The sequence below is a fragment of the Candidatus Borrarchaeum sp. genome (assembly GCF_019058535.1).
GTDB classification, from domain to species: domain Archaea; phylum Asgardarchaeota; class Sifarchaeia; order Borrarchaeales; family Borrarchaeaceae; genus Borrarchaeum; species Borrarchaeum weybense.
The window spans coordinates 1-20,816 of sequence record NZ_JAHPYX010000212.1; the positions used below are offsets into that span (position 1 = coordinate 1).

At 38.1% G+C, this 20,816-nt stretch carries 20 protein-coding genes; 12 read left to right on the forward strand and 8 right to left on the reverse strand.

Annotated elements, in window-relative coordinates; translation table 11 throughout:
* The 3 genes from QVB70_RS12890 to QVB70_RS12900 form a co-directional block, all read left to right on the forward strand.
* A partial coding sequence (locus QVB70_RS12890; RefSeq protein WP_287586922.1) for a zinc ribbon domain-containing protein occupies nucleotides 1–255 on the forward strand: 255 nt, incomplete at its 5' end.
* Nucleotides 256–514: 259 nt separating this feature from the next.
* Nucleotides 515–1,339, forward strand: coding sequence for a hypothetical protein (locus QVB70_RS12895; RefSeq protein ID WP_287586925.1), 825 nt, complete (start codon nucleotides 515–517; stop codon nucleotides 1,337–1,339).
* Between the two features lie 108 nt (nucleotides 1,340–1,447).
* A complete protein-coding gene (locus QVB70_RS12900) occupies nucleotides 1,448–1,702 on the forward strand; it encodes a DUF2769 domain-containing protein (protein WP_287586927.1) in 255 nt (84 codons plus the stop codon).
* A gap of 141 nt (nucleotides 1,703–1,843) precedes the next feature.
* On the opposite strand, the gene QVB70_RS12905 is transcribed toward QVB70_RS12900, so the two are convergent.
* The 3 genes from QVB70_RS12905 to QVB70_RS12915 all read right to left on the reverse strand — a co-directional run bounded on the left by QVB70_RS12905 (nucleotide 1,844) and on the right by QVB70_RS12915 (nucleotide 5,122).
* On the reverse strand, nucleotides 1,844–2,668 hold the full coding sequence (locus tag QVB70_RS12905) for a hypothetical protein (RefSeq protein ID WP_287586929.1): 825 nt from the start codon (nucleotides 2,666–2,668) through the stop codon (nucleotides 1,844–1,846).
* A 71-nt stretch (nucleotides 2,669–2,739) separates the two neighbouring features.
* Nucleotides 2,740–4,305 carry an FAD-binding oxidoreductase gene (locus QVB70_RS12910; protein ID WP_287586931.1) on the reverse strand — a complete coding sequence of 522 codons (1,566 nt, stop codon included), beginning with the start codon at nucleotides 4,303–4,305 and terminating at the stop codon, nucleotides 2,740–2,742.
* Between the two features lie 37 nt (nucleotides 4,306–4,342).
* The gene (locus QVB70_RS12915; RefSeq protein ID WP_287586934.1) at nucleotides 4,343–5,122 is read right to left on the reverse strand and encodes a V4R domain-containing protein; all 780 of its coding nucleotides are present in this window, start codon (nucleotides 5,120–5,122) and stop codon (nucleotides 4,343–4,345) included.
* Between the two features lie 782 nt (nucleotides 5,123–5,904).
* Between QVB70_RS12915 and QVB70_RS12920 the strand changes: the two genes are divergently transcribed.
* Both QVB70_RS12920 and QVB70_RS12925 read left to right on the forward strand, forming a co-directional pair.
* Complete coding sequence (locus QVB70_RS12920; RefSeq protein ID WP_287586937.1) at nucleotides 5,905–7,254, forward strand: FIST signal transduction protein; 1,350 nt, start codon at nucleotides 5,905–5,907, stop codon at nucleotides 7,252–7,254.
* A gap of 496 nt (nucleotides 7,255–7,750) precedes the next feature.
* Nucleotides 7,751–9,100: an FIST signal transduction protein gene (locus tag QVB70_RS12925; RefSeq protein WP_287586941.1), complete on the forward strand. Its 1,350-nt coding sequence runs from the start codon at nucleotides 7,751–7,753 to the stop codon at nucleotides 9,098–9,100.
* A 95-nt stretch (nucleotides 9,101–9,195) separates the two neighbouring features.
* Here QVB70_RS12925 and QVB70_RS12930 read toward each other — a convergent pair whose 3' ends face one another.
* On the reverse strand, nucleotides 9,196–9,675 hold the full coding sequence (locus QVB70_RS12930; protein WP_287586943.1) for a hypothetical protein: 480 nt from the start codon (nucleotides 9,673–9,675) through the stop codon (nucleotides 9,196–9,198).
* Between the two features lie 161 nt (nucleotides 9,676–9,836).
* Here QVB70_RS12930 and QVB70_RS12935 point away from each other — a divergent pair, with 161 nt between their 5' ends.
* The 3 genes from QVB70_RS12935 to QVB70_RS12945 all read left to right on the forward strand — a co-directional run bounded on the left by QVB70_RS12935 (nucleotide 9,837) and on the right by QVB70_RS12945 (nucleotide 11,068).
* Entirely contained in the window at nucleotides 9,837–10,220 is a 384-nt protein-coding gene (locus tag QVB70_RS12935) for a hypothetical protein (RefSeq protein WP_287586946.1), read from the forward strand.
* A gap of 79 nt (nucleotides 10,221–10,299) precedes the next feature.
* The gene (locus QVB70_RS12940; RefSeq protein WP_287586949.1) at nucleotides 10,300–10,539 is read left to right on the forward strand and encodes a ubiquitin-like domain-containing protein; all 240 of its coding nucleotides are present in this window, start codon (nucleotides 10,300–10,302) and stop codon (nucleotides 10,537–10,539) included.
* 106 nt (nucleotides 10,540–10,645) lie between these two features.
* On the forward strand, nucleotides 10,646–11,068 hold the full coding sequence (locus tag QVB70_RS12945; protein ID WP_287586953.1) for a Mov34/MPN/PAD-1 family protein: 423 nt from the start codon (nucleotides 10,646–10,648) through the stop codon (nucleotides 11,066–11,068).
* Nucleotides 11,069–11,154: 86 nt separating this feature from the next.
* On the opposite strand, the gene QVB70_RS12950 is transcribed toward QVB70_RS12945, so the two are convergent.
* Nucleotides 11,155–12,162, reverse strand: coding sequence for a hypothetical protein (locus tag QVB70_RS12950; protein WP_287586957.1), 1,008 nt, complete (start codon nucleotides 12,160–12,162; stop codon nucleotides 11,155–11,157).
* A 303-nt stretch (nucleotides 12,163–12,465) separates the two neighbouring features.
* Here QVB70_RS12950 and QVB70_RS12955 point away from each other — a divergent pair, with 303 nt between their 5' ends.
* From QVB70_RS12955 to QVB70_RS12970, 4 genes are all read left to right on the forward strand, one after another.
* Complete coding sequence (locus tag QVB70_RS12955; protein WP_287586960.1) at nucleotides 12,466–13,203, forward strand: ubiquitin-conjugating enzyme E2; 738 nt, start codon at nucleotides 12,466–12,468, stop codon at nucleotides 13,201–13,203.
* 36 nt (nucleotides 13,204–13,239) lie between these two features.
* Nucleotides 13,240–13,875 (forward strand): hypothetical protein, encoded by a 636-nt coding sequence (locus QVB70_RS12960; RefSeq protein WP_287586964.1) that lies wholly within the window; start codon nucleotides 13,240–13,242, stop codon nucleotides 13,873–13,875.
* Between the two features lie 25 nt (nucleotides 13,876–13,900).
* Nucleotides 13,901–14,623, forward strand: a complete 723-nt coding sequence (locus QVB70_RS12965) for an EAP30/Vps36 family vacuolar-sorting protein (protein ID WP_287586966.1) — start codon at nucleotides 13,901–13,903, stop codon at nucleotides 14,621–14,623.
* Between the two features lie 234 nt (nucleotides 14,624–14,857).
* Nucleotides 14,858–17,626, forward strand: a complete 2,769-nt coding sequence (locus QVB70_RS12970) for a calcium-translocating P-type ATPase, SERCA-type (protein ID WP_287587032.1) — start codon at nucleotides 14,858–14,860, stop codon at nucleotides 17,624–17,626.
* 36 nt (nucleotides 17,627–17,662) lie between these two features.
* Here QVB70_RS12970 and QVB70_RS12975 read toward each other — a convergent pair whose 3' ends face one another.
* The 3 genes from QVB70_RS12975 to QVB70_RS12985 form a co-directional block, all read right to left on the reverse strand.
* Entirely contained in the window at nucleotides 17,663–18,748 is a 1,086-nt protein-coding gene (locus QVB70_RS12975) for a M28 family peptidase (protein ID WP_287586968.1), read from the reverse strand.
* 121 nt (nucleotides 18,749–18,869) lie between these two features.
* Nucleotides 18,870–19,646 carry a hypothetical protein gene (locus QVB70_RS12980; RefSeq protein ID WP_287586970.1) on the reverse strand — a complete coding sequence of 259 codons (777 nt, stop codon included), beginning with the start codon at nucleotides 19,644–19,646 and terminating at the stop codon, nucleotides 18,870–18,872.
* A gap of 18 nt (nucleotides 19,647–19,664) precedes the next feature.
* Nucleotides 19,665–20,804 carry an AAA family ATPase gene (locus QVB70_RS12985; RefSeq protein WP_287586972.1) on the reverse strand — a complete coding sequence of 380 codons (1,140 nt, stop codon included), beginning with the start codon at nucleotides 20,802–20,804 and terminating at the stop codon, nucleotides 19,665–19,667.
* Nucleotides 20,805–20,816: the final 12 nt, after the last annotated feature.

Below are 20,816 nucleotides of genomic sequence, written 5' to 3' on the forward strand. Positions count from 1 at the left end.
TGTTTTACCGAGTACAAAGCGGAGGAAGCTGGTACGCTGGTAGAGTATGTGAGTGCCTATCACACCACACAACGGTGTAGTCGGTGTGGGAAGTTGGTGCCGAAAACCCTGGCAACACGAATCCACCGCTGTCCGTACTGTGGATTGGTGTTAGCGAGAGACCATAATTCCGCCATTATGGTGTTACAGCGATCCACTCACTATGTAAAAGCACGATCATCATCAGGGCAGGAACTGCCCGTAGAGCCTGGTTGACATGTCCCGCTGGGGAATGGATGACCCAGGAAGCCACCCTACTTTTAGGGTGGTAGTTCACGAAGCTCAAAACTGCTAATAGGGCATCTCCGTATTATAATTAAACACATTTTGTATATCTTTGTTTATTTGTGCAAAGGTATTGGTGAAAGAAATTAGTTAAATTTTATGGAGGAGTAACTATTTATCTACCAAACCACGTAAGGTAACGTACGATTTACTCTCTTTAAAGAAACGACAATATAGGAGATGAAAATGCATGAGTAAACTTACTTTTACTTTGACACCTTCAGAATCAAAAAGATTAATTGGAAAAGGCGTTGCAGCTCTTCCAGAAGTTAAAAATGCATTATCTAGCGGGAAAATAATCATTATAGGCGGAAGTACAAATGGATATGTCGCCGAAGAAATATTACAAAAGAAGATTGATCGCCAATACTTTGCAGCAGGAATGATAAAACCACGTGGCACATGTCTTACTAAGACAGACGAACGTATACCTCCAATTGTGATTGAACAAGGAAAACAAGTCGAGATGAAGTATGCAGATGCACTTGATGAATTGAAATCAGAGGATGTAGTAATTAAGGGGGCTAATGCCCTTTATTCAACCTTCGAAAATGGGCATTACACGTGGTATCCGGCAATTATGTTGGGGCATCCAATAGGAGGTACTACAGGCGCGTTTATAGGTCCTGTAAGCGCTAGAGGAGCACACTTGATCATGCCTGTAGGTTTAGAGAAACTTATTCCTTTGCCTATCGCAGAACTAGCAGCTTTAGATTTAGGTATCAAGAAGTTTGATTATCCATTAGGTCTTCATTATGGAATACTTCCAGTAATTGGAGGCAAGGTCATCACAGAAGTCGAAGCTTGTAAAGAACTATTCGACCTTTCAGTTTATCCCGTCGGAGCTGGAGGTGTAAATGGCGCAGAAGGTGCTATAACTCTTTTCTCAGAAGGCGACGATGAAAAAATACAGAATGCATTACAACTAGTACAGAGTATTAAAGGCGAACCGCCTACACAGTTAAATGCAACTGAATGCAAGGGTTGTACTGTACCCTGTCTTAACGCCGAATAAGCCTTTAAATGGGCACGAGCAGTTATGTCACAATCATATAGATTTTAAGTCATTTATCATAATAGTTGATTACAGTTTGAGCAAGAGCTCGAAAGGTTGTGAACTCTTATGGAAATGTCGCCAGAAGAAATGGAAAAAAGAAAGCAAATGGTACTTTCAATGTGCATCTGCAAGAGTTGCCCTACATTTGTTGAAGGTGCCGAGCCTATTGGCTATTGCTTCGCAACAATCGGCAAGAATCCAAAAATAACTGCAGAGAAAGGCTGCATCTGTCCCACATGCCCAGTCTTCTCAAATATGTCCCTCACTAAAGACTACTACTGCATTAAAGGATCAGAACCAGAACAAAGGGGTATGATGTGATCCTTTTTTACTCATACAATTAAAAGTGCTAATCTTTCTTTTTTTCTCATGAAAGCGGATTTCTTCTTATGAATTCTTTTTGTTAAAAATAGAAACGAAAAGAAAGAAATTGTGTATTTATTGTGTTTTAGAAATCTTTATCTAATAGGGACGTTCCGTACCTTTCCAAGGACACGTAGGCCAATCGCATGTAGGACAAGTTCGTACAGGGACATTAAGGGGCGGTTCACCTTTAATATTCTTTATGATTTCAATAAGTTCATTGACCCCATCATCATCTCCAGAGATTTGTAAAACTATTGACCCTTCTGCTCCAATTACTCCACCCGAAGCTATGTGTTGAATTGCTTCAATGTCCTCGTTGGTCAACAGTTCTAATGCTTGAATTTCGGTAATTGTCGTCCCTGTTGTGACGGGAAAAAAGCCACAGGGCATACCTGTTGAATAATTCACTCTAGTAATTCCTGCTAAAGATGCAACTTCATCAACTGGCGTCATGATGAGCTTTTCAAGTCCAACGGGGCAGATTAACTCAACTCCTTTAGCGATGATTTGTCCTATTGAATTACCGATTGTTCCTCCATGAGATGCCCCGATTAGAATCCCACTATTCCCAAATAGATCCACAGCATTTCCGCCTTTGATAAATACATCGCCGGCTTTCATTTCTTTTACAATTTCGTTAGTTTTTATTTCTTGTAGTTCACCATTCACAAAGGCTACTTCTGATTTTATCTTAGAAAAATCAATTAAACAAAGCCTGTCAGGCGCAATGGCTCCTGCAACAAAATTTTCTTTATCAATAGGCTTGCCAAGCAATTCCTCATAGCAGTAAGCATCGGTAGTTCCTCTTGCAATGGCAACAATGCCATTTTCAAGGGCATTTTTAACGGAATCCAGTTGGGCAACTCCTTTTGCAATAAGTCTTTTACTTTCCCAGGGTGTCAAAACAATTTGTGCTATCATAAGAAAACCTCCTAATGCCAAAAATGAAGAAGTGTTAGTTCAAGAACAAACATAAGTAAGGATGAAACTACTTAAATAATATTTAGGTTGTCGGTGATCTTGCAGTCCTCGCAAATCATCATTTTTGGATTTAGCAGATTCTTTGGGTCAAAAATGACCTTGACGTCTTTCATGTAATTATAAATTGTACTTCCATATTCCTTTTCAAGGTACATTGTCCTGTTTCTTCCCATTCCATGTTCGCTAGTTATTGTTCCTCCGTATGTAAACAGTAAGTCATACACATCATCCACTAGATGAGGTATCATCTCAATGTGTTTTGGATCCTTCAAATTAATTAGAGGACGTAGATGAATTGTACCCGTTCCAACATGTCCATACATTCCAACTATTAAATTGTATTTTTGGAAGATTTTAGTGGCTTCTCTTATAAATGGAGCAAGATACTGAATTTTTAAGCCAATATCCTCAATAAGTGCGTGGGCTTTTAAGTCAGTTCCTTTAGTAAATTTCATGAGGGTCGGTAAAATGGCGTGACGTACTGCCCATAGTTTATGTTGTTTCTCTTCATCTAGTTCAGTCATAACCTCGTTGTAAATATCGTATCCTTTTTCAACGATCATTCTTTCAAGTTTTTCTATCTGATCAAACCGTTCTAGGCCCTGAAATTCAATGAGCAACATATGAACCTCCTCTTCAGGTATACCTAGTTTCGGGTTTTCTTTCCTGACTAACTTCAGACTCTCGTAATTCAATAACTCTATAGCTACAGCACCGATCTCTTTGATACCTTTAACAGAATCCATTGCTTCGTCAAGCTGTCTGAAATAAATTAAACTTGTGGCTACACCTTCTGGAATTTCTTCGATCCTAAGCTTAATCTTTGTGAAAACGCCCAAAGTTCCTACGGAAGAGACAAGTATATGCGCAAGAAAATCTCCAATTTTACTATAACGTATAAGTGCAGGTAAATTGTATCCACTCGAAGACTTAACTCCTTCGCGTTTTTTGTAAAAGTTTAATGTCTCGTCATCAGCAGAAATTTTCTCTTTTAATCGTAGCAATCTATATTGTATATTTTCAGGAATTGTTTCTTCATTAGATGTGTTGACAAGAATTCCATCGATCGTTATGAATTCCAATATTTCAACATAGTCATCAAAAGTACCATACCGAACTGAATGCGCACCGCTTGATTTAGTAGCAACATTTCCTCCGATACAGCAGATTGGGGCACTCGACGGATCAGGAGGCAAGAAATAACCTTTTACTTTAATGAACTCTTGTAATGCTTTGTGATTAACTCCAGGCTGACAAATTACATAATGCTGTCCGTCTTCTTCGACAAAATCTAAAATTTGGTTCATGTATTTTTTAAAATCAATAATTATGCCAGTATTCAGAGAAGCTCCCGCTAAACTTGTTCCTCCAGACCGGGGAGTCACAGGACAAGCATATTTTCTGGCGATTCTTATAATGTTTATAACATCTGCATCATCTTTAGGAAACGTTACTAGCATGGGTTTCACTCTATACATGCTTTGATTGGTAGAATACGCTTTTAGGGTTTCCTTATCCCATTGAACGTCTCCCTGAACTATTTCTTTAATTTCTTTTCCTAAGATTTCACTTGCCATGTTCTTAACACCTCTTAGCTCATAAAGCTATTATTCACTAAAGTAAAGGAAAAGTAATATTAAATTTACAATGAGAATGACCTGTTCCATAGCATTCGATCTCTTCAACTTTACACGATTTCTTGAATTTTGTTTCGAAAACTGCTTCAAGAATGCCCTCGTCTTGAGCGCACAGGCATTTTCCAACGTTGGGAAACCGGCTACACTCATAACATTCAGTGACTACTAAAGTGATTGGGGCTTTTGAAACAACCTTTACGTGTCCTAGTTTATGCATTTCCCAGAACTTTGAAAGATCTTTTAGAATTTCATCTAGATTTTCACCTAGAAGTGTTGAAGCAATTTCTTTTCCTATTGTCCTTCCGATTTCGCGGAGGACAGGTGACAGGTTAAAGTTGGTGAGACCCTCTATACCAAATCTAACGGCACAAAAAAGTCCGTTAGCAAAAGTCAATGGATCTCCAATGGATTCCTGAATTATCACCGAAAGTTGTTCGCTCACTTCGGCCATAGGCATTTCAGTCGTTCCAACAAATTTAGAGTTTAAAATAAACAATTTTCTTCTCTTATCATCGGGATGTGCCCTTTCGATGACAAGTTTCTTGTCAATAAGTATCTTCAAATGCTCCCAGAGTGTGCTTTTAGACTTTCTCTGTCCACTGTTTTCAAAAAGTAGGTAAATATCTTTTAATTCAAGCCCTTCACCGTAATTCTCTTGTAACATTTCTAATATTTTCATGCGCACAGGGTTTGAAACTTGTCTTAGACCATCTTCTGAGAAATAGACTTCAAAACTGGCCCGTTTTGAAGGAGTCATAGTTTGTATGTTTGCTCTAGCATTATTTATATACATTCGGAAATAGGCGAACAATATCACTTTTGTTAGTATTACTAATCATCAATGGTTGCTACCAATTTTACTGGATTATAACAATATTATCCAATATTCGTTTCTAATGGCATATTTTAGCACAAAATATGTAGATTCTCAACGTGAACTACCACCCTACAAGTAGGCTGGCTTCCTGAATCATCCATTCCCCAACGGGATATGTCAAACAGGCTCGACGGGCAGTCCCTGCCCTGAACTTTATGTGAATGTGAGAACTGGCGAGTGTTACCTCAGCTCAATTCTACTTAGAATCGCTGCAAAACCGTATTTAAAGATTAGGGGGTATCGTGAAAGTGAAACAAGTAACACACGCAATTCATCCCCCCAACACGTTGAGGGGGTCTTCTTGCGGAGACATGATAAAACAATCAGTTAATTCAATGTATATGACCGATAAGCAAATTTCCTATTAAATCAATCTTTTCATAAATGAATGATATATTGCGAAGGTTACATATATTTTTTAGAAATATTCTGGATTATTTCATTCTAACCCATTTTTTTTGTAATTTTTGAAATTTAATATTACGAATTCTACCAAAATAAATATGAATGTGTATTTCACTAATCAGTATGCTACAAAGAAGGTGTTATATAAACGTTTTAAATTGCTTAAATTAAACTGGATTTATTAAAACACCGTTCTTATGTTTAGATATTTTATGAAATCAAAAGAAAATGATGAACGAAATATGAGAGTGTAGAAAATGGGAATGTTTGATAGATTAAGGGAAAAGTTGAGAAAAAGGCAAGTTATTGAAATCCCTGCGGAAGGAGTTGTATTCGGAAAAAATGTAAGAACTGGCTTCGCTTATCGAAGAACTACAGAAGGTATGTCCGCTTTTGACTTGGCTAAAGATGCCGCAGCTGAAGCATTGAAAAAAGTCGGTCAGGAAGATTTTAGTATAGCTATGGTTTACTCTGCGTACGAATTTCCTCCTAAAGAGGTAGCTGCAGGTGTAAGTGCAGCCATTCCAGGTCCTTGGATTGGATGCACTACTGTAGGAGAAATCACTTCAGCAGGATTGTTTGAAGATAGTATTGTGGTTGCTGTGATCAGTTCTCCACACATAAAGGTTGGTGTAGGCGTTGGCCAATCAATTAGTGAAGATGACGAAGCAGCCGGTCGGATAGCTATCGAAATGGCCTTGGAATCCTTAAAGAATAAGGGCAAAACAATGAAAGAAGGAGAGAATTTTGTGCTTGTACATGGCTCCGTTGGTGGAGAAGAAGGAGTTATCAGGGGACTTCAAGAGGTAGTCGGAAATATTCCAGTGGTAGGTGGTACCGCTGGAAATGCATTAACAGAAAACCCTGCATATGTGTTCGCGAATGGTAAAGCGTATACGAATGCAGCTGTCGTGGGACTTGTATCTTCAAAAGTGGTTACTGCAATTGATAGCGGTCACGGATGGAAACCTACCGGTAAAATAGGATTGGTGACCAAGACTGATCCGCCAGAAATACGGAGAACAACAGGAACCCATATAGTTTACACAATTGACAATCGTCCAGCGGCTGAGTGGTATGCTGAAAAAATAAGTGAACTAAAGGGTAGTGAAATCACTGTAGAAACGCTAAAACAGTATTATCCTTTCGTTACATTTGGAGGCGCATCTGGGCTCGGAGGAACAGGTAACCCATGCGGCGTGAAAGATCCTCAAGGACGAATATGGGCAAGAGATATTCATGGCATAAACGCCGATGGCTCTATTGACTTCTGGAGTTACATTCCAGAAGGGACAGGCATTGAGGTGTTAACAGGTACACCCGAAACCCTAATTGACAGATCAGAAGCCAGTGTAAAAGAGTTATTCAATAAATACAAGAAATTTAACCCGGTCATTATGTTCGATTATAACTGTTGTGGAAGAAAAATGTACTTAGGCAAGGTCAATAAGCTCGAAGAAGAGTACAGCAAAATACGAAAATACACAAAAGAGAAGCCACTAGTTGGTTTTTATTCCATGGGAGAGCAGGCATGTTATGCGGGTCTCAATTTTCATTGCAATTTGACCACCACGCGCTTATTGATAACTGATACCTTGACTACATGATAAATTCGCTCCCAGTGTTTCTAAATAAGTCTTTACAATTCCCTTTTTTTCCTCTTCTAAATAACTCGATATAAACTCCTTTGCACTCTAAGTGACTTAAACGATATTATCTGAGTTATATCTCCTTTCCTATGAAAATAAGAAATGATTTATGCGGCTTATACGATTAAAATTTTACGCTCTTCATCCTTAGTCCTCTATCTCTTCAATAAATATTGATGTGCTGTGGCTTTTGTATAAACTGGTGGATATATTTTGATTTTTCTTAAAGCAACTTCTTCTATTCATATGATTTTTTGAGAATTTTACAAATATACCAAAATAAATATAGGTTGGTTTTCTGATAATTAATATAGAGTAACACTGCGAAGGAGGTGTAAAATAAGAGCCAAAGGTTAACTAAAATAAACCCGATTGACTTTGGCTTTGTTCTAACACTATTCTATTATTATAGAAAATAAAAAATAAGGAAAAAAGGGAAGTGTAAGTGATGGGAATGTTTGAAAGAATAAGGAAATTCTTCAGATCGAGAGAAATTAAGGAAACTCCTGAGGCCGCTGAAGGAGCTATAGCTGGAGCGAATGTACAAGCAGGATTCGCTTATCGAAGAACTACAGAAGATATGTCCGCTTTTGACTTGGCTAAAGATGCCGCAGCTGAAGCATTAAACCGTGTAGGCTCTGAAAATTTTAGTGTAGCGCTTGTCTATTCTGCGTATGAACATAATCCAAAAGATGTCGCTGCAGGTGTAAGTGCAGCCATTCCAGGTCCTTGGCTTGGTTGTACAACTTCTGGAGAAATTACTTCTGCTGGAATATTCGAGGATAGTATCGTGGTTGCAGCAATAAGTAGTCCTCGTATAAAATTTGGAGTTGGAGTAAGTTCAGGTGTGTGTCAAGATGATGAAGGTGCCGGAAAAACCGCTATTAATATGGCTTTGGAGTCTTTAATAGCAAAAGGAGGAGCCATGAAAGAAGGTGCAAATTATATTATTATGCACGGCTCGACAGGAGGCGAAGAAGGAGTTATCCGAGGACTTCAACAAGAAGTTGGTAACATACCGGTCGTCGGAGGCACAGCTGGCAACGCGTTAACGGAAAACCCACCATATGTATTTGCAAATGGTAAAGCATATACAGATGCCGTTGTTCTAGGATTAATGTCTTCAGATATGGTTACAGTTGTTGATTCTGGACATGGTTGGAAATCAACAGGCAAAGTTGGATTAGTGACTAAAGCGAATCCACCAGAGGAACGAAAGACTACACTATGGCATAAAGTCTACACTATCGATAATAGACCTGCAGCCGAGTGGTATGCAGAACAAATATCATCCTTAAAAGGAAGTGAGGTATCGGTAGATACTTTAAAGCAATATTATCCATTTGTAACTTTTGGTGGTTCATCTGGGATCGGAGGAACAGGTTATCCAACAGGAATCAAAGACCCACAAGGACGTATATGGACACGAGACGTCCACAGTGTAGAGGACGATCTAGGCTTAACATTTTGGGCTTATGTACCCGAAGGGACAGGCCTTGAAGTTTTGGAAGGTACACCTGATACCTTAACTGATAGATCAAAAGCTGCAGCTAAAGACCTGTTTAGCAAGTACTCGAAATTTAAGCCTGTTATGATGTTCGACTTTAACTGTGTAGGCCGGAAAATCTATCTATCGAAAGTAAACAAACTTGATGGAGAATATGAAGAGATTAAGAAAATAATGAAGGGCACGCCTGTGGTAGGATTTTACACCCACGGTGAACAAGCGTGTTACGGAGGCTTAAATCAGCACTGTAATTTAACAATTACAAGGCTACTAATAACAGATACATTGGCAACATAAAACAACTAAAAAGCAGCCTCCAACTCTTTTTTTGTTCGACTACTTTTTTCTAATTCCTTTCATCTTAAAAGATACAGTCTCTTGTATACAAATACTTAATCACGTTGAATTCCTGTAATTGTCCTTAGCGTTTCAGCTAGTTTAGATGCAAAATTTTTGAATTTCAGATCAAGTATTTCAACTGAATCTTCCAATTCTTTCATTTTTTCAAGAAGACCTGAAAACGAATCGGTGTTTGCAGAATAGGTATTACTCAATTGCGTTTTTATCTCATTGAGGGATCTCTCCAGCAATTCAATAGAGGTAGACTGTTCTGTAAATAATTCTCTAAAAGACATTAAATCCTTTTGGATGGTTTCAAGAACCTCTTTTGTTAGGTTTTCAACTTCTTGTTTAATTAGAACTCCCATTTGTTGTAATATTGTATCACGTAAAGTCTGAATCGAGTCGGCAGTTTCTACTTTGAAATATTCTATTAATGCCTCAAGAACATTATGAATTCCAGAGGCTGTAGGAATTTTACCCTTTGGTGTATTTATTGTCTCAAGTGTTAATTTCAGTTTATTAGATGTCATGATTTTCTTAATCTCCTCATTGTCTTTATTCTCTGAGAGACCCATTAAAAAGTAGCAAGATTAATGATTGTAATTACTCATTAATTATTAAGAATTCCTGCATTATAAGTTATGCTGAAATGTTATTTTCTGCTTAATATCTAATGAAAGAGAGATAGAAAATGGTAGAGTCTCATTACATTGAACTAATAATAACCGAGAAGCCTGAAGATGACGAAGAAGATTTTCAAGGTGATGGTCTTTACATTACAACAACATTTGACACGATCTCAAACAATATCGACCATTCAACGAGTGTTTTTGACGGTAATTATTTAATCTTAGAAACAAAATTTGTAGGGTCTTACGATTGGACCGAAGAAGAATTTTGCATGGTCTGTAAATTACCTATAAAGCGTTCAGATAACGCAGAGATTGTTAAATGCCCTTATTGTGGAACTAAAGCTCATAAAAAGCATTTATTTGAATGGCTGAAAATAAGAAACGCTTGTCCCTTTTGTCGTCGTGAATTATCAAAAAGATCTGTTCTGTATATGGAGTCATAGATGAACGAAAGAAAAAATAAGGATGTGGCTCATATTTCTCATGAAATACATTTTGGTTGAATGGAGGTATCGCAAAAATATGATTGTTCGAGTAGTAAGCGCTATCGGTGGTGGAGTGGTAGACGTAGATGTGCCCGAAACGTCAACTGTAAACGATGTAAAAAGCATTGTATCAAAAGAAAAGAAAATTCCTGCATCTACTGTACTGCTGGTTTTCAGAGGCAGGCAATTGCAGGATAATGAAGTTCTTGCTGAAGCAGGTGTAGGAGCGTACGATAAAGTGTACCTCATTACACGTACTGAGGGTGGAAACATTTAGTGTAATATTTCCTGTTTTTTATTGACCAAATAACTAGAGATTGTTTTCAATGAATTGTAGTAACCTTTAATGAGTAAAAAACTGCAAATGTCAATAGGGATTAAAGATGATCATAAAGATCTCTGATAGCACGCTCTGTAAGGCAATAAGGCGAACTTCTGAAGTTTCAACTGAATCAGGTGGAATACTTGTAGGAAAAATGAAAGACGAAGAACTTCTCATTAATGGATTAGAAACTGGTCAACAGAGCGCCACACATGTTCATGTGACTTTACATGATGAGTTCTTAGTCGAAACAGCAACTAAGTATGCTGAAAGAGACGAAAAAATCGTAGGTTGGTATCACTCTCACCCGAAAATGGGGTGTTTTATGTCTAGCACAGATATTGACACTCAACGGAGATACCAAGCATTATTTCCCAATGCAGTAGCATTAGTTATAGATCCACAACGCCCAATTTTTCGATTTTATCAGGTAGAGGACTCAAGCTACACATCTGTTGAATATGATGTTTTAGAAAACATTTAGCAATTTGATATGTCATAACACATCTGACTTTTCTCTTCTAAATGGAAAAAATAGCTTTTCCTATCAGAGAATATGGAAATAAGCTATTATTGGCTTTCTTCTTTGTCTTCCCAATCTTTATAGGCATCTGTCTCGGCGACAAAGGCATCAAAAAACTTCTTTACACTGCCTAAAGTAGACTCAACGGCACGAAGCTCGTGAATATCTTCTCTCATTTTTGCAATTTCTTCATAAAGACCTTTCAAAAGCGATAAGAGTTCTTCTCTAGATTTAGTTAAAGCTTCTTTTTCGCCTAAAGAACTTTCTACAAATTTTCTTATTTCTTCGACTGTTGGTTGCATATCCATCAGACTAACGCCCGTTTGAAGAAGATCCGTCGCTCTTTCAATTTCGATTCTTGCTTTTTCATCTCTTTCATAAAGATCTTGTTTATCAGTTTCAAGTAGTTCCCTTACGTCGCTCTGAAGGTTTCCAAAGGTTTCTGGGAGGGTTGCAGCGAATTCAGCAAACTCATCCAGTCGATTGAGACGAGACTCAACATTTTGCATAGTCTCATTTATTTTAGAGAGATTATCATCAATTTTATTAGAAATGGTTGTTGTTATCGTTTCTATTTCATCAAAACCTGTTGCTTTTTTTATGCCTTCACGAATTTCTTTGATGATTTCATTTCCTGGAAATTTCATGAGTTCAAGATGTATAGCTTCTACAGTCTCTTGTCGCGCAAATCCCTCCATTTTTTCTGATAATGGGCTGATATCAGGTGATTGGACATCTGTTCGATTAGCAAAAGACTCTAAAGCCGTTTTAATCTCATTAATGACTTCTGAAGAAATACCGCTTGATTCTGCTTGAGTTGGTACATTAACACTTTCAATTTTTTCAAGGATTTCAATAAGCGTATTTTCATGTGCCATTTCAGCACCCAGAGTGTTAATTAACTCTTTAATAGGCTCGATATCTAATTTTGCTTTTATTTCTTGCTTAGGGGCATTGCCTAAGAGCTGTACAAGATTAAATTTTATTTCTTCCAAAGAATCATTGATTGAATTAAGTTGTTCATTAATTTCATCGTCTTTTTTCTTTTTTGACAAGATTGACACCCTGTTTTTTCGTGAAGTTACATTAACGTGATTTATTCTGAAAACAAATTTGCTTTAGTAAGTATTGACACTATGATAAATAAAATTATTTCTCCTTTAGATTTTGTTAGGGGGATTTAATATGCATCAAAGCATTATTCTATGGTTAAAAAACTGCAAAATTGACAAACGCCAATTTATTCCATGAAACAGATTGTTGGAAAGATAACATTAATGTAGTATTGGGTGAATTAATAATATGAAACCTTATTAATCATCGTAAAACTTCTGAAATTTCGTTAGGAGGTTAACTTAGTGATTAACGCTGATTTTATACTCGCTCGCGAAACACAGTTGATGTATCAACGTGCAAAAGAGTTTAACCCAGTTAATGGTAACCTAAGACATTGGAGAGGTTTTCTGCCTGGCCGTGGATCGTATATTGGCTCAAAATTTGAAATTGATATTTATATCCCTTATGAGTTTCCGAGAAAACCTCCAGACGTCTGGATAAGGAATGTGAAGCATCCCAACGTAGATGCGCAAGGAAAATTGCATATGAAGATACTGGAACACGGTTGGCGTGGTGATTTTCATATTTATCACGTGGTCAATTCATTCAAAGGTTTATTTGCTAGAGCTCCCCTTGTTCCGGTAGGCGTAAAACCACCCCCGCCTTCTACTAAACTTGTAGAAGAAACAGAAAAATTCAAACGACAGTCAGATGTCCTAGAAAGTGAGGTCGAACGACTTCAGGGAGTTATAATGAACAAAGATGATGAACTTGTACGATTAAAAGCAAGAATGACCGTTCATAACCTTCCTGAAACTGGAGAAGTTCGTAAAGAAGAAGTAATTCATACCTCAGCAACTACCGAAACTCTGCAGATGGACTTAGAGAGCGAAAAGATTGCAGTTGTTGATCTTATTGAAAATTTGGAGGAGAAGTTCAGAGAAGGAGAAATTGCGGCAGTTGAATATAGCAAACTCTATAAGCGGTATTCCAAAGAGCTCTATCTCCTTAACAAGAAAATAGAGGAATCAAAAAAATAGAATATGACATGAGCGAAATCTAATGGAGGATTCTGCATGGCACGCGAAAAAGATCAGGTAGAACTTGAAGCCGAACTATTTGCAACAATTGCAACGTTAGATACACTCACCAAAAGTCTCATTGAGGGAGATTTAGATCCCACCCTCTATAAACGCCAACTGAGATCTCTGATGAGAGACGCATTTAAAGCACGTATAAAATTGGACACACTGAATTTCAGTCTGGACACATTCATAAAAAAGGAGCAGATTATTGAAAAATTCCCTTATGGAGCAGAACGTTTACGTGTTGCTGAGGGCGATATACCTTCTATGCCGGCCACTGGTAAAGGTTCCATCGACACAATAGGTCCTTCTTTCGTCTCTGTTTCCAACATAGCTGCTAAGACAGCAGATGTAGTAGCCGATATGATTGAACTGATTGATCTTGCAAAACTCCGAAGTGTTGCTAGGATTGACCTTATTGTTCCTAATCTTGATGACATACTCCTGCTACTTGAGAATTTCCCAGGATTCGGTAAGGACTATTGGGCATATGTAGAAATCGAGCGATGGCGTGATAATCTTAAGAAAGAGTCTCCTGATAAAATAATAGATGAAGAAATGGCCAAAAATTTGGAATATAATGCTGTCCGTTGGTTAAATGATTTTCGGAGACGCTTAAGAGAATAATCTTTGTTGTATGAGGTGTCCGAGCATGGGATTACATGATATCGAGAAAAAGTTGAAACTCGAGCGAGATTTTAGGAAGAAAGGCACGGAACTCTTTTTTGCAGATTTGGGTAAGATGCTTACGTCTTTAAAAGAACTCCGAGGCGAACTAAAAAAGTTTGAGAAAAAATATGCCAAGGAACTGAAAACTATACCTTCATACAGAGAGAAAGTTGTACGTATGCGTGAAGAATTAGGATTGCCTTTAGAAATAGGTGTTTATGAAGAAAAAGGTAAACCTAGATTGTTTGGTAAAGATAAATACTATGATAAACTTGGGCTAGAGGCCCTTGATATTCTTCAAAAACACAAAGAGACTTCTGGAGGCATTATAAGCCTTGCAGAGATAGTTTTGTTGGTAAATAAAGAAACTCCAGGAGTTACTATAAGCCCTGATGATATAAATAAAGCGTTAAAGCGTCTGGAAAAGGCAGATCTCGTAAATATATTTGAACTTAAATCTTCAGATGTAAAAATCGTTGAATTCATTCCAGTGGGCTTGAGCAGCGATCAGAACGAAGTACTTGAACTGGCTAGTATCAATGGTTGGACAACTCTCGAAGAGGTCATGATGGAAAAAGGATGGTCTAAAGAAAGATCTGAAAGAGTTCTTAAAGCTTTTAAGGACGGCGGAATTGCTCGAATTGATTCAAGTTACGCAAGGGGTACAAGATATTATTTTCCTGGTTTAGGCGGCAGTTCATCATAATTAATTTTACCTTTTTTTAGTCTGACAGGCTACTATGCCCCTTATTGATGTTTTAAATAATATGGAGTACGATATTCCCTTAATAGGTCCCCTTCAAAATGCACTAATCTAACCAACCTAAATGCCTTTAACTATAGTAATAAAAAATGAAAACTATCTGAACACTGATAAAGGCTTCGTTTCTGCTGTATAATCGAGACTACTGCTAAATTTGCGGTGAAAAAAGTGAGCGATATGTTAACTGAGAAGAAATTTCACTTGATGACCGTTGAAGAAACATATAACACTTTAGGATCAAAAGATGATGGTATTAGCAATAATGAGGCAAAGGTACGTCTCGAAAAATATGGACTGAATGAGATTCAAGAAGCTGAAAAAACAAGTCTCATTAAACTTTTTTTTGCTCAATTCAAATCATTTCTTGTTTTGATCTTAGTCGCAGCTGTAGTTATTTCATTTGTTTCTTCAATTTTCTTTGGAGGAGAGATTTTTGAATCTATAGCGATTTTTGTGATTGTTTTTGCCAACGCAGTTTTAGGGTTTGTACAAGAATACCGTGCTGAGAAAGCAATTGAAGCATTGAAACAGATTGCAGCACCAGAAGCATTGGTTTTCCGAAATGGCATCGCGATGCGAATCCCTTCAAGAGAATTAGTTCATGGTGATATTGTTCTTCTTGAAACTGGTAATAAAGTTCCTGCTGATGTACGCTTAATAGAAGCTATTAATCTCACAATAGAAGAAGCATCACTTACTGGAGAATCTGTTCCTGTTCATAAAATTGTTCAACCTCTTGAAACGGATGTTTTGCTTGCAGATCGTAAAAATATGGCGTATTCTGGCACTACTGTTGCATACGGACGAGGAAAAGGATTGGTCATTGCTACAGGAATGACTACAGAACTAGGCAAAATAGCTCAATTAATTCAAACAGCAGAAGACGAACAAACACCACTACAAAAACGATTAGATGTTGTAGGCAAATGGCTTGGTATTGGCTGTATTATAGCAGCCGCGATCGTTGCATTGACGGGATTAATTCGTGCACCTGCCATTACGCAACTTTTTCTAGTAGAACTGTTTCTTTGGAGTGTTAGTATAGCTGTAGCTGGAGTTCCTGAAGCTCTTCCAGCAGTTGTGGTCATAGCACTAACTGTTGGTGTACAGAGAATGGCGAAAAGGAACTCAATTGTAAGGAGATTACCAGTGGTGGAGACCCTAGGCAGTACGTCCGTTATTTGTACTGATAAAACTGGTACACTTACCAAAAATGAAATGACTGTTTCTAAGTTGTATACTAATTCAAAAATTATAGATGTTACTGGTTCTGGCTACTCCCCAAAAGGCGAATTTTTCTTAAAAGGAACAAATATTGATCCGCTAAAAAATTCCGATTTAAAACTCCTCCTTCAAGTTGGAACTTTGTGTAATGATGCCCATTTACAGATCAATGCTTCAATGAAAGAGAAAAATCCCTCAACTGATGACTTAGAGTTATTTGGAGATCCAACTGAAGGTTCTTTAATTGTTGCAGCAGCAAAGGCTGGTATTACCCATGAAGAACTAAAAGAAGAAAATCCGAGGATATGGGAGATCCCTTTCACATCAGAAACCAAATTCATGGCAACAGTTCATGCAACAAATCATGAAACCCTATTTGTTGGTGTAAAGGGAGCACCTGAGACCATATTGTATCTATGCAAGAACATTCTTGAGGACGACAAAATTATTCCCTTAACCAATGAAAAAAGGGAAGAAATTAGTAACGTTAATTTAGATATGGGTGCTCAAGCCCTTCGCGTTTTAGGAATGGCTTATCGCGAAATTCAAGATACCAAAATGGAACTTACTGAGGAGACTGTTTTAAAGGACTTAGTGTTCGTTGGCTTGCAAGGGATGATAGATCCTCCACGAGAAGAAGTCATTAGAGCTGTGGAGAGAACGAAATCTGCATGTATTCGCACTGTAATGATTACTGGAGACCAAAAACTCACCGCGACAACAATAGCAAAAGAAATCGGAATTCTTGAAAAAGGGGACTTAGTTCTTACAGGAAAAGAACTTGAACAGATGGATGAAACAGAGTTTAATGAAATCGTCGATAAGGTATCCGTTTATGCGCGCGTGTCACCTGAAAACAAGAACAAAATTGTTAATGCATGGAGGGAGAAGGGTCATATCACTGCCATGACGGGTGACGGAATTAACGATGCTCCTGCTCTGAAAAGGGCAGATATTGGCATAGCCATGGGAATTACGGGCACAGATGTAGCTAAAGAAGCTAGTGATATGATTCTCACTGATGACAACTTTGCTACAATTGTAGCTGCAGTGGAAGAAGGAAGGGGAATTTTCGATAATATAAAAAAATATCTTTCATATCTTTTACGAGGCAATGTTGGCGAAATCCTTCTACTTTTCATAGCCGCAAGTTTCTTGGCACTTCCAATTCCATTATTGGCGATTCAAATCTTATGGATAAACCTTGTAACAGATGGTTTTCCCGCTGTAGCCTTAGGCGTCGATCCTAACGAACCTGATATACTTGACCGTCCGCCAAGAGATCCCAATGAAAGTGTGTTTGATACGAGGATACGTCTGTTTGTTGTGGGGATGGCGACACTGATGGTAGCTACTACTTTGCCTCTATATTGGTGGATGATTAATACAGGTGCTTCAGTCGAATACGCAAGAACTATGATATTCAGTCTTGTAGTGGCGTTCGAACTATGGAGTGCCTTTGCAGCTCGCTCTGAAAAATATTCTCTTTTTAAGATTGGACCACTCACGAACAAATGGCTTGTTATTGCAGTAGTCTCTTCCATTGCTCTACAAATAGTAGTTGTGTACGTTCCATTTCTCCAACCAGTCTTTCACACAGTGCCTTTATCCCTGATGGACTGGGTACTCATCATTCTCCTCAGTTCCACCGCACTTATTAGCGTAGAGATCGCAAAATTCCTCAAACCTTATGAACAATTTGTCTGTGAAACTCCACCATAAAAAATTAAATTAAAAGAACATAGAGTCTTTTACAATTCAATTATACCTTTTCTTAAACAATTTTTTTCTAAAAACAAAGACTAGAGTTCCAAAAAGAACTATTACACCACTTACTATCAGAATTGACAGAATTAAATTAGATGACATAGGATCCAGTTCAAGTTTTTCTAAATAGTACTCCATGGTTCGCCCAACTTTACTTAGACTTTCTCGGTCTACATTTTCTATAGTATCATTTGTTGTATGATGCCATTTGAAGAAATCGTATCCATCCTTACTCCTTTGTTGGATTATATCCACGGCTGGAATTCCAGCGTTGATGAAGGGGCGATGGTCATCTATTATCGACGATCCTGTCTGGTCTAAAAAATTCTCGCCGTAACCGAGTTCATTTGCCAAATCCCAAATCTTATTTGTTTGCTGGGAATCAGAAGAGCTTTCTTTGTGCAAATTCAAATTATAATCTCCCACGATATCTAAAATCACCGCTAATTTCATTCGATTTTTATCTGAATCAGAGAGACTTTTGACAAAATAAGTGCTTCCAATAATCCACCCACTCTGTCCACCTTTCCAACCAGAAATGCCTCCTTGGTCTTCTGCGTCGAATAGAACTATCCAAACTTCATATCCTTCCGGGATAGATACGGTTCTTGCCAGTTCTAACAAAACCACAACCCCTGACCCGCCGTCATTTATTCCTGGAACTGGATCTTTGCGTTTAGTTCTATCGGGATCCTTATCAGCCCACGCTCTGGCATCATAATGTGCTCCTAGAACTATGATTCCCTTGGAATTATCATTTTGGTTAGATTTTTTGGCGATTAAATTATTGAGTGTGATGCTTGGACCGCTATGTGCCCAACTTTGAATTTCTACATTCCATAACGAATTTTCCAGTGTTTTTTTTGCATATGCTAGAAAATCTTGGCTGTTTTCACTTCCCGGAAGAAGAGGCGCCAACTGATCATATTTTTTAAGATGCTTAAATGCTACACCTGTATCAAATTCCAGATCAGGTTGACTTAATGCCTGTAACTGTTGAGTTTGGAAAGGGCAAATGATCGTACAGACTATCAGAAACGCAATACCGAAAGTCTGGAATTTGGAATTAAAATACAAAAAACCACCAAACAAGCAATTAATAGAATATTTGAAAGATTTTATTATTTGTAGATTTATGAAATCAAAAGCCTTTTTCTTTCAATTTGCGGGAAACTCTTGATATAACAGATTGCTTCTTTCAGAAACTGATTTCAATGGCTTTTTCATCGACCTTTGTTGCATATCCCTTCTTAACCATAATTCTCATAATCTCATTGAGTTCCTTAGGTGGGATGGTACTGAATGACTGCTTCGCTCTCACAAGATCAATTAGGGTTATTACCCAGGAATCTTGGGCCCAGGCTTCTAGTATCCACTCGTAAATGATATCGGACCAAGCTTCCAGACTCTTCCAATATATTCTGAGTCGTGTTTCCTCTTTGCTTATCCACCTAGCGAGATCACGCGCGATTAAGAATTCCATGATGGATCTTATGTCTTCTTCTGAGAGTCCTCTTTTGATTTCGTCGTTGTAAAAGGGGTACTGATCCGTGAGCTCTAAGATGCCCACGATATGCTTCGTGAAATACTTAGCCCAGTCCAAAAGAAGGTTTCCCCAGTCTTCCTTCCACGATTCATAATGGTCTTTTTTTGAGTGAGGAGGACATGAAAACATCCATGGATGCGAAATCCATTCATATTTCTTTTGAAAATACTCTTTTGCCTGTGCCTCAGCGTCGTGAGTTTTAGCTTTTTCTAGCTCAATTTCTGCGTTTTCAATCTCTTTTTCAAGTATTTCAATCTCTTTATCCACTACAGCAGTTATTGTTTCTTTTGGTTTTTTAACAGTCACTTTTTCTTTGGTCTTTTTTACTTTTGTCTTTGTCTTAACTCCTGTTTCTTCATGTATTTCTTCTTTCGGAGTTGATTCCTTGTCCTTTGCCGTTTTCTTTTTTTCTTTCTTTTTCACTGACAACTCTATCACCAGAAGCGCCTAATCTGCCCCGAATTCTGCAAACCATTCATCAAATCTTAGTAGTTCACCAGAAGAAACGCTTGGTCTAATTTTTTCCATAGCTAAGGTGAAGTCTCCTTTTGCTACATGTCGAACTTGAACACTTGTATCTGTTAAAGCACCAGCAGCATCTAATTCACGGACTGGCATCATTATTGCCTCTCGGCATATAAGAGCAATATCTGCACCAGAATAGCCTTCCGAAAGCATAGCTAACTCTTCAAAGTTGACCTCTGGTGCGTGTTCTACACCTTTAGTATGTATTTTAAATATTGCTTGGCGTGCTTCCAAATCAGGTAGGGGAACATAAATCCTCTTTTCAAAACGTCTTCGAAAGGCAGCATCTATTTCCCACGGAATGTTAGTTGCACCTAAAACAACAATCCTATCTTCTGCCTTGCTAGTAACACCATCCATAGCCTGCATGAGTTGTGTTTTGACTCTCCGAAGTGCATCGTGTTCGCCAGCAGCCCGTTCTGTGGCAATAGAGTCAACCTCATCAATGAATACCAGCGAAGGCATTTTCTCTTTTGCTGCTTCAAACAACTCCCTCACTAGTTTTTCACTCTCTCCAAGCCACTTGCTTATTATCGCTGCTGCTGAAACATTGAAAAAGGTTGCATCACATTCAGTAGCTACAGCCTTAGCAATTAATGTCTTTCCACATCCTGGAGGACCAAAAAGCATAATACCCTTCCACGGTTTTCTAGCTCCCTTAAATAGATCTGGACGGACCATAGGCAGAATAATAGCTTCTCGTAACGCAGATTTAGCCGCTACTAAACCCGCTACATCATCCCATGCAACATTAGGTTTTTCTCCAACGATCGTCTCTTCGATTGCAGCCTCAATTTCGTCCTCTGATTTATCAGCCTCACTGTCTACACTGACTGGTTTCTTAGCAATTTCTTTTAACTCAGTTGCGCGTGCTAAGTATTCTCTTGCTTTTCTATAATAGAGGTTCCTCATATCTTTGCTTTGCTCAAGACCAATAAGCTTCTGAAGAACGGTAGCTGCATTTAGATAGTTAGTAATTGCTTCCTTATATCTTCGTGCCTGATCTAGTTTAAGTGCTTTCTTTGCATAGTTTGATGCTTGTTGGAGCATAGCTTGACTCATATTCGTCACCTT

Bases quoted from the DNA above. Each gene is read 5' to 3' on its own strand.
- QVB70_RS12895 (WP_287586925.1), top strand. From the start codon at position 515: ATGAGTAAACTTACTTTTACTTTGACACCTTCAGAATCAAAAAGATTA.
- QVB70_RS12900 (WP_287586927.1), top strand. From the start codon at position 1,448: ATGGAAATGTCGCCAGAAGAAATGGAAAAAAGAAAGCAAATGGTACTT.
- QVB70_RS12905 (WP_287586929.1), bottom strand. From the start codon at position 2,668: ATGATAGCACAAATTGTTTTGACACCCTGGGAAAGTAAAAGACTTATT.
- QVB70_RS12910 (WP_287586931.1), bottom strand. From the start codon at position 4,305: ATGGCAAGTGAAATCTTAGGAAAAGAAATTAAAGAAATAGTTCAGGGA.
- QVB70_RS12915 (WP_287586934.1), bottom strand. From the start codon at position 5,122: ATGACTCCTTCAAAACGGGCCAGTTTTGAAGTCTATTTCTCAGAAGAT.
- QVB70_RS12920 (WP_287586937.1), top strand. From the start codon at position 5,905: ATGGGAATGTTTGATAGATTAAGGGAAAAGTTGAGAAAAAGGCAAGTT.
- QVB70_RS12925 (WP_287586941.1), top strand. From the start codon at position 7,751: ATGTTTGAAAGAATAAGGAAATTCTTCAGATCGAGAGAAATTAAGGAA.
- QVB70_RS12930 (WP_287586943.1), bottom strand. From the start codon at position 9,675: ATGACATCTAATAAACTGAAATTAACACTTGAGACAATAAATACACCA.
- QVB70_RS12935 (WP_287586946.1), top strand. From the start codon at position 9,837: ATGGTAGAGTCTCATTACATTGAACTAATAATAACCGAGAAGCCTGAA.
- QVB70_RS12940 (WP_287586949.1), top strand. From the start codon at position 10,300: ATGATTGTTCGAGTAGTAAGCGCTATCGGTGGTGGAGTGGTAGACGTA.
- QVB70_RS12945 (WP_287586953.1), top strand. From the start codon at position 10,646: ATGATCATAAAGATCTCTGATAGCACGCTCTGTAAGGCAATAAGGCGA.
- QVB70_RS12960 (WP_287586964.1), top strand. From the start codon at position 13,240: ATGGCACGCGAAAAAGATCAGGTAGAACTTGAAGCCGAACTATTTGCA.
- QVB70_RS12965 (WP_287586966.1), top strand. From the start codon at position 13,901: ATGGGATTACATGATATCGAGAAAAAGTTGAAACTCGAGCGAGATTTT.
- QVB70_RS12970 (WP_287587032.1), top strand. From the start codon at position 14,858: ATGTTAACTGAGAAGAAATTTCACTTGATGACCGTTGAAGAAACATAT.
- QVB70_RS12985 (WP_287586972.1), bottom strand. From the start codon at position 20,804: ATGAGTCAAGCTATGCTCCAACAAGCATCAAACTATGCAAAGAAAGCA.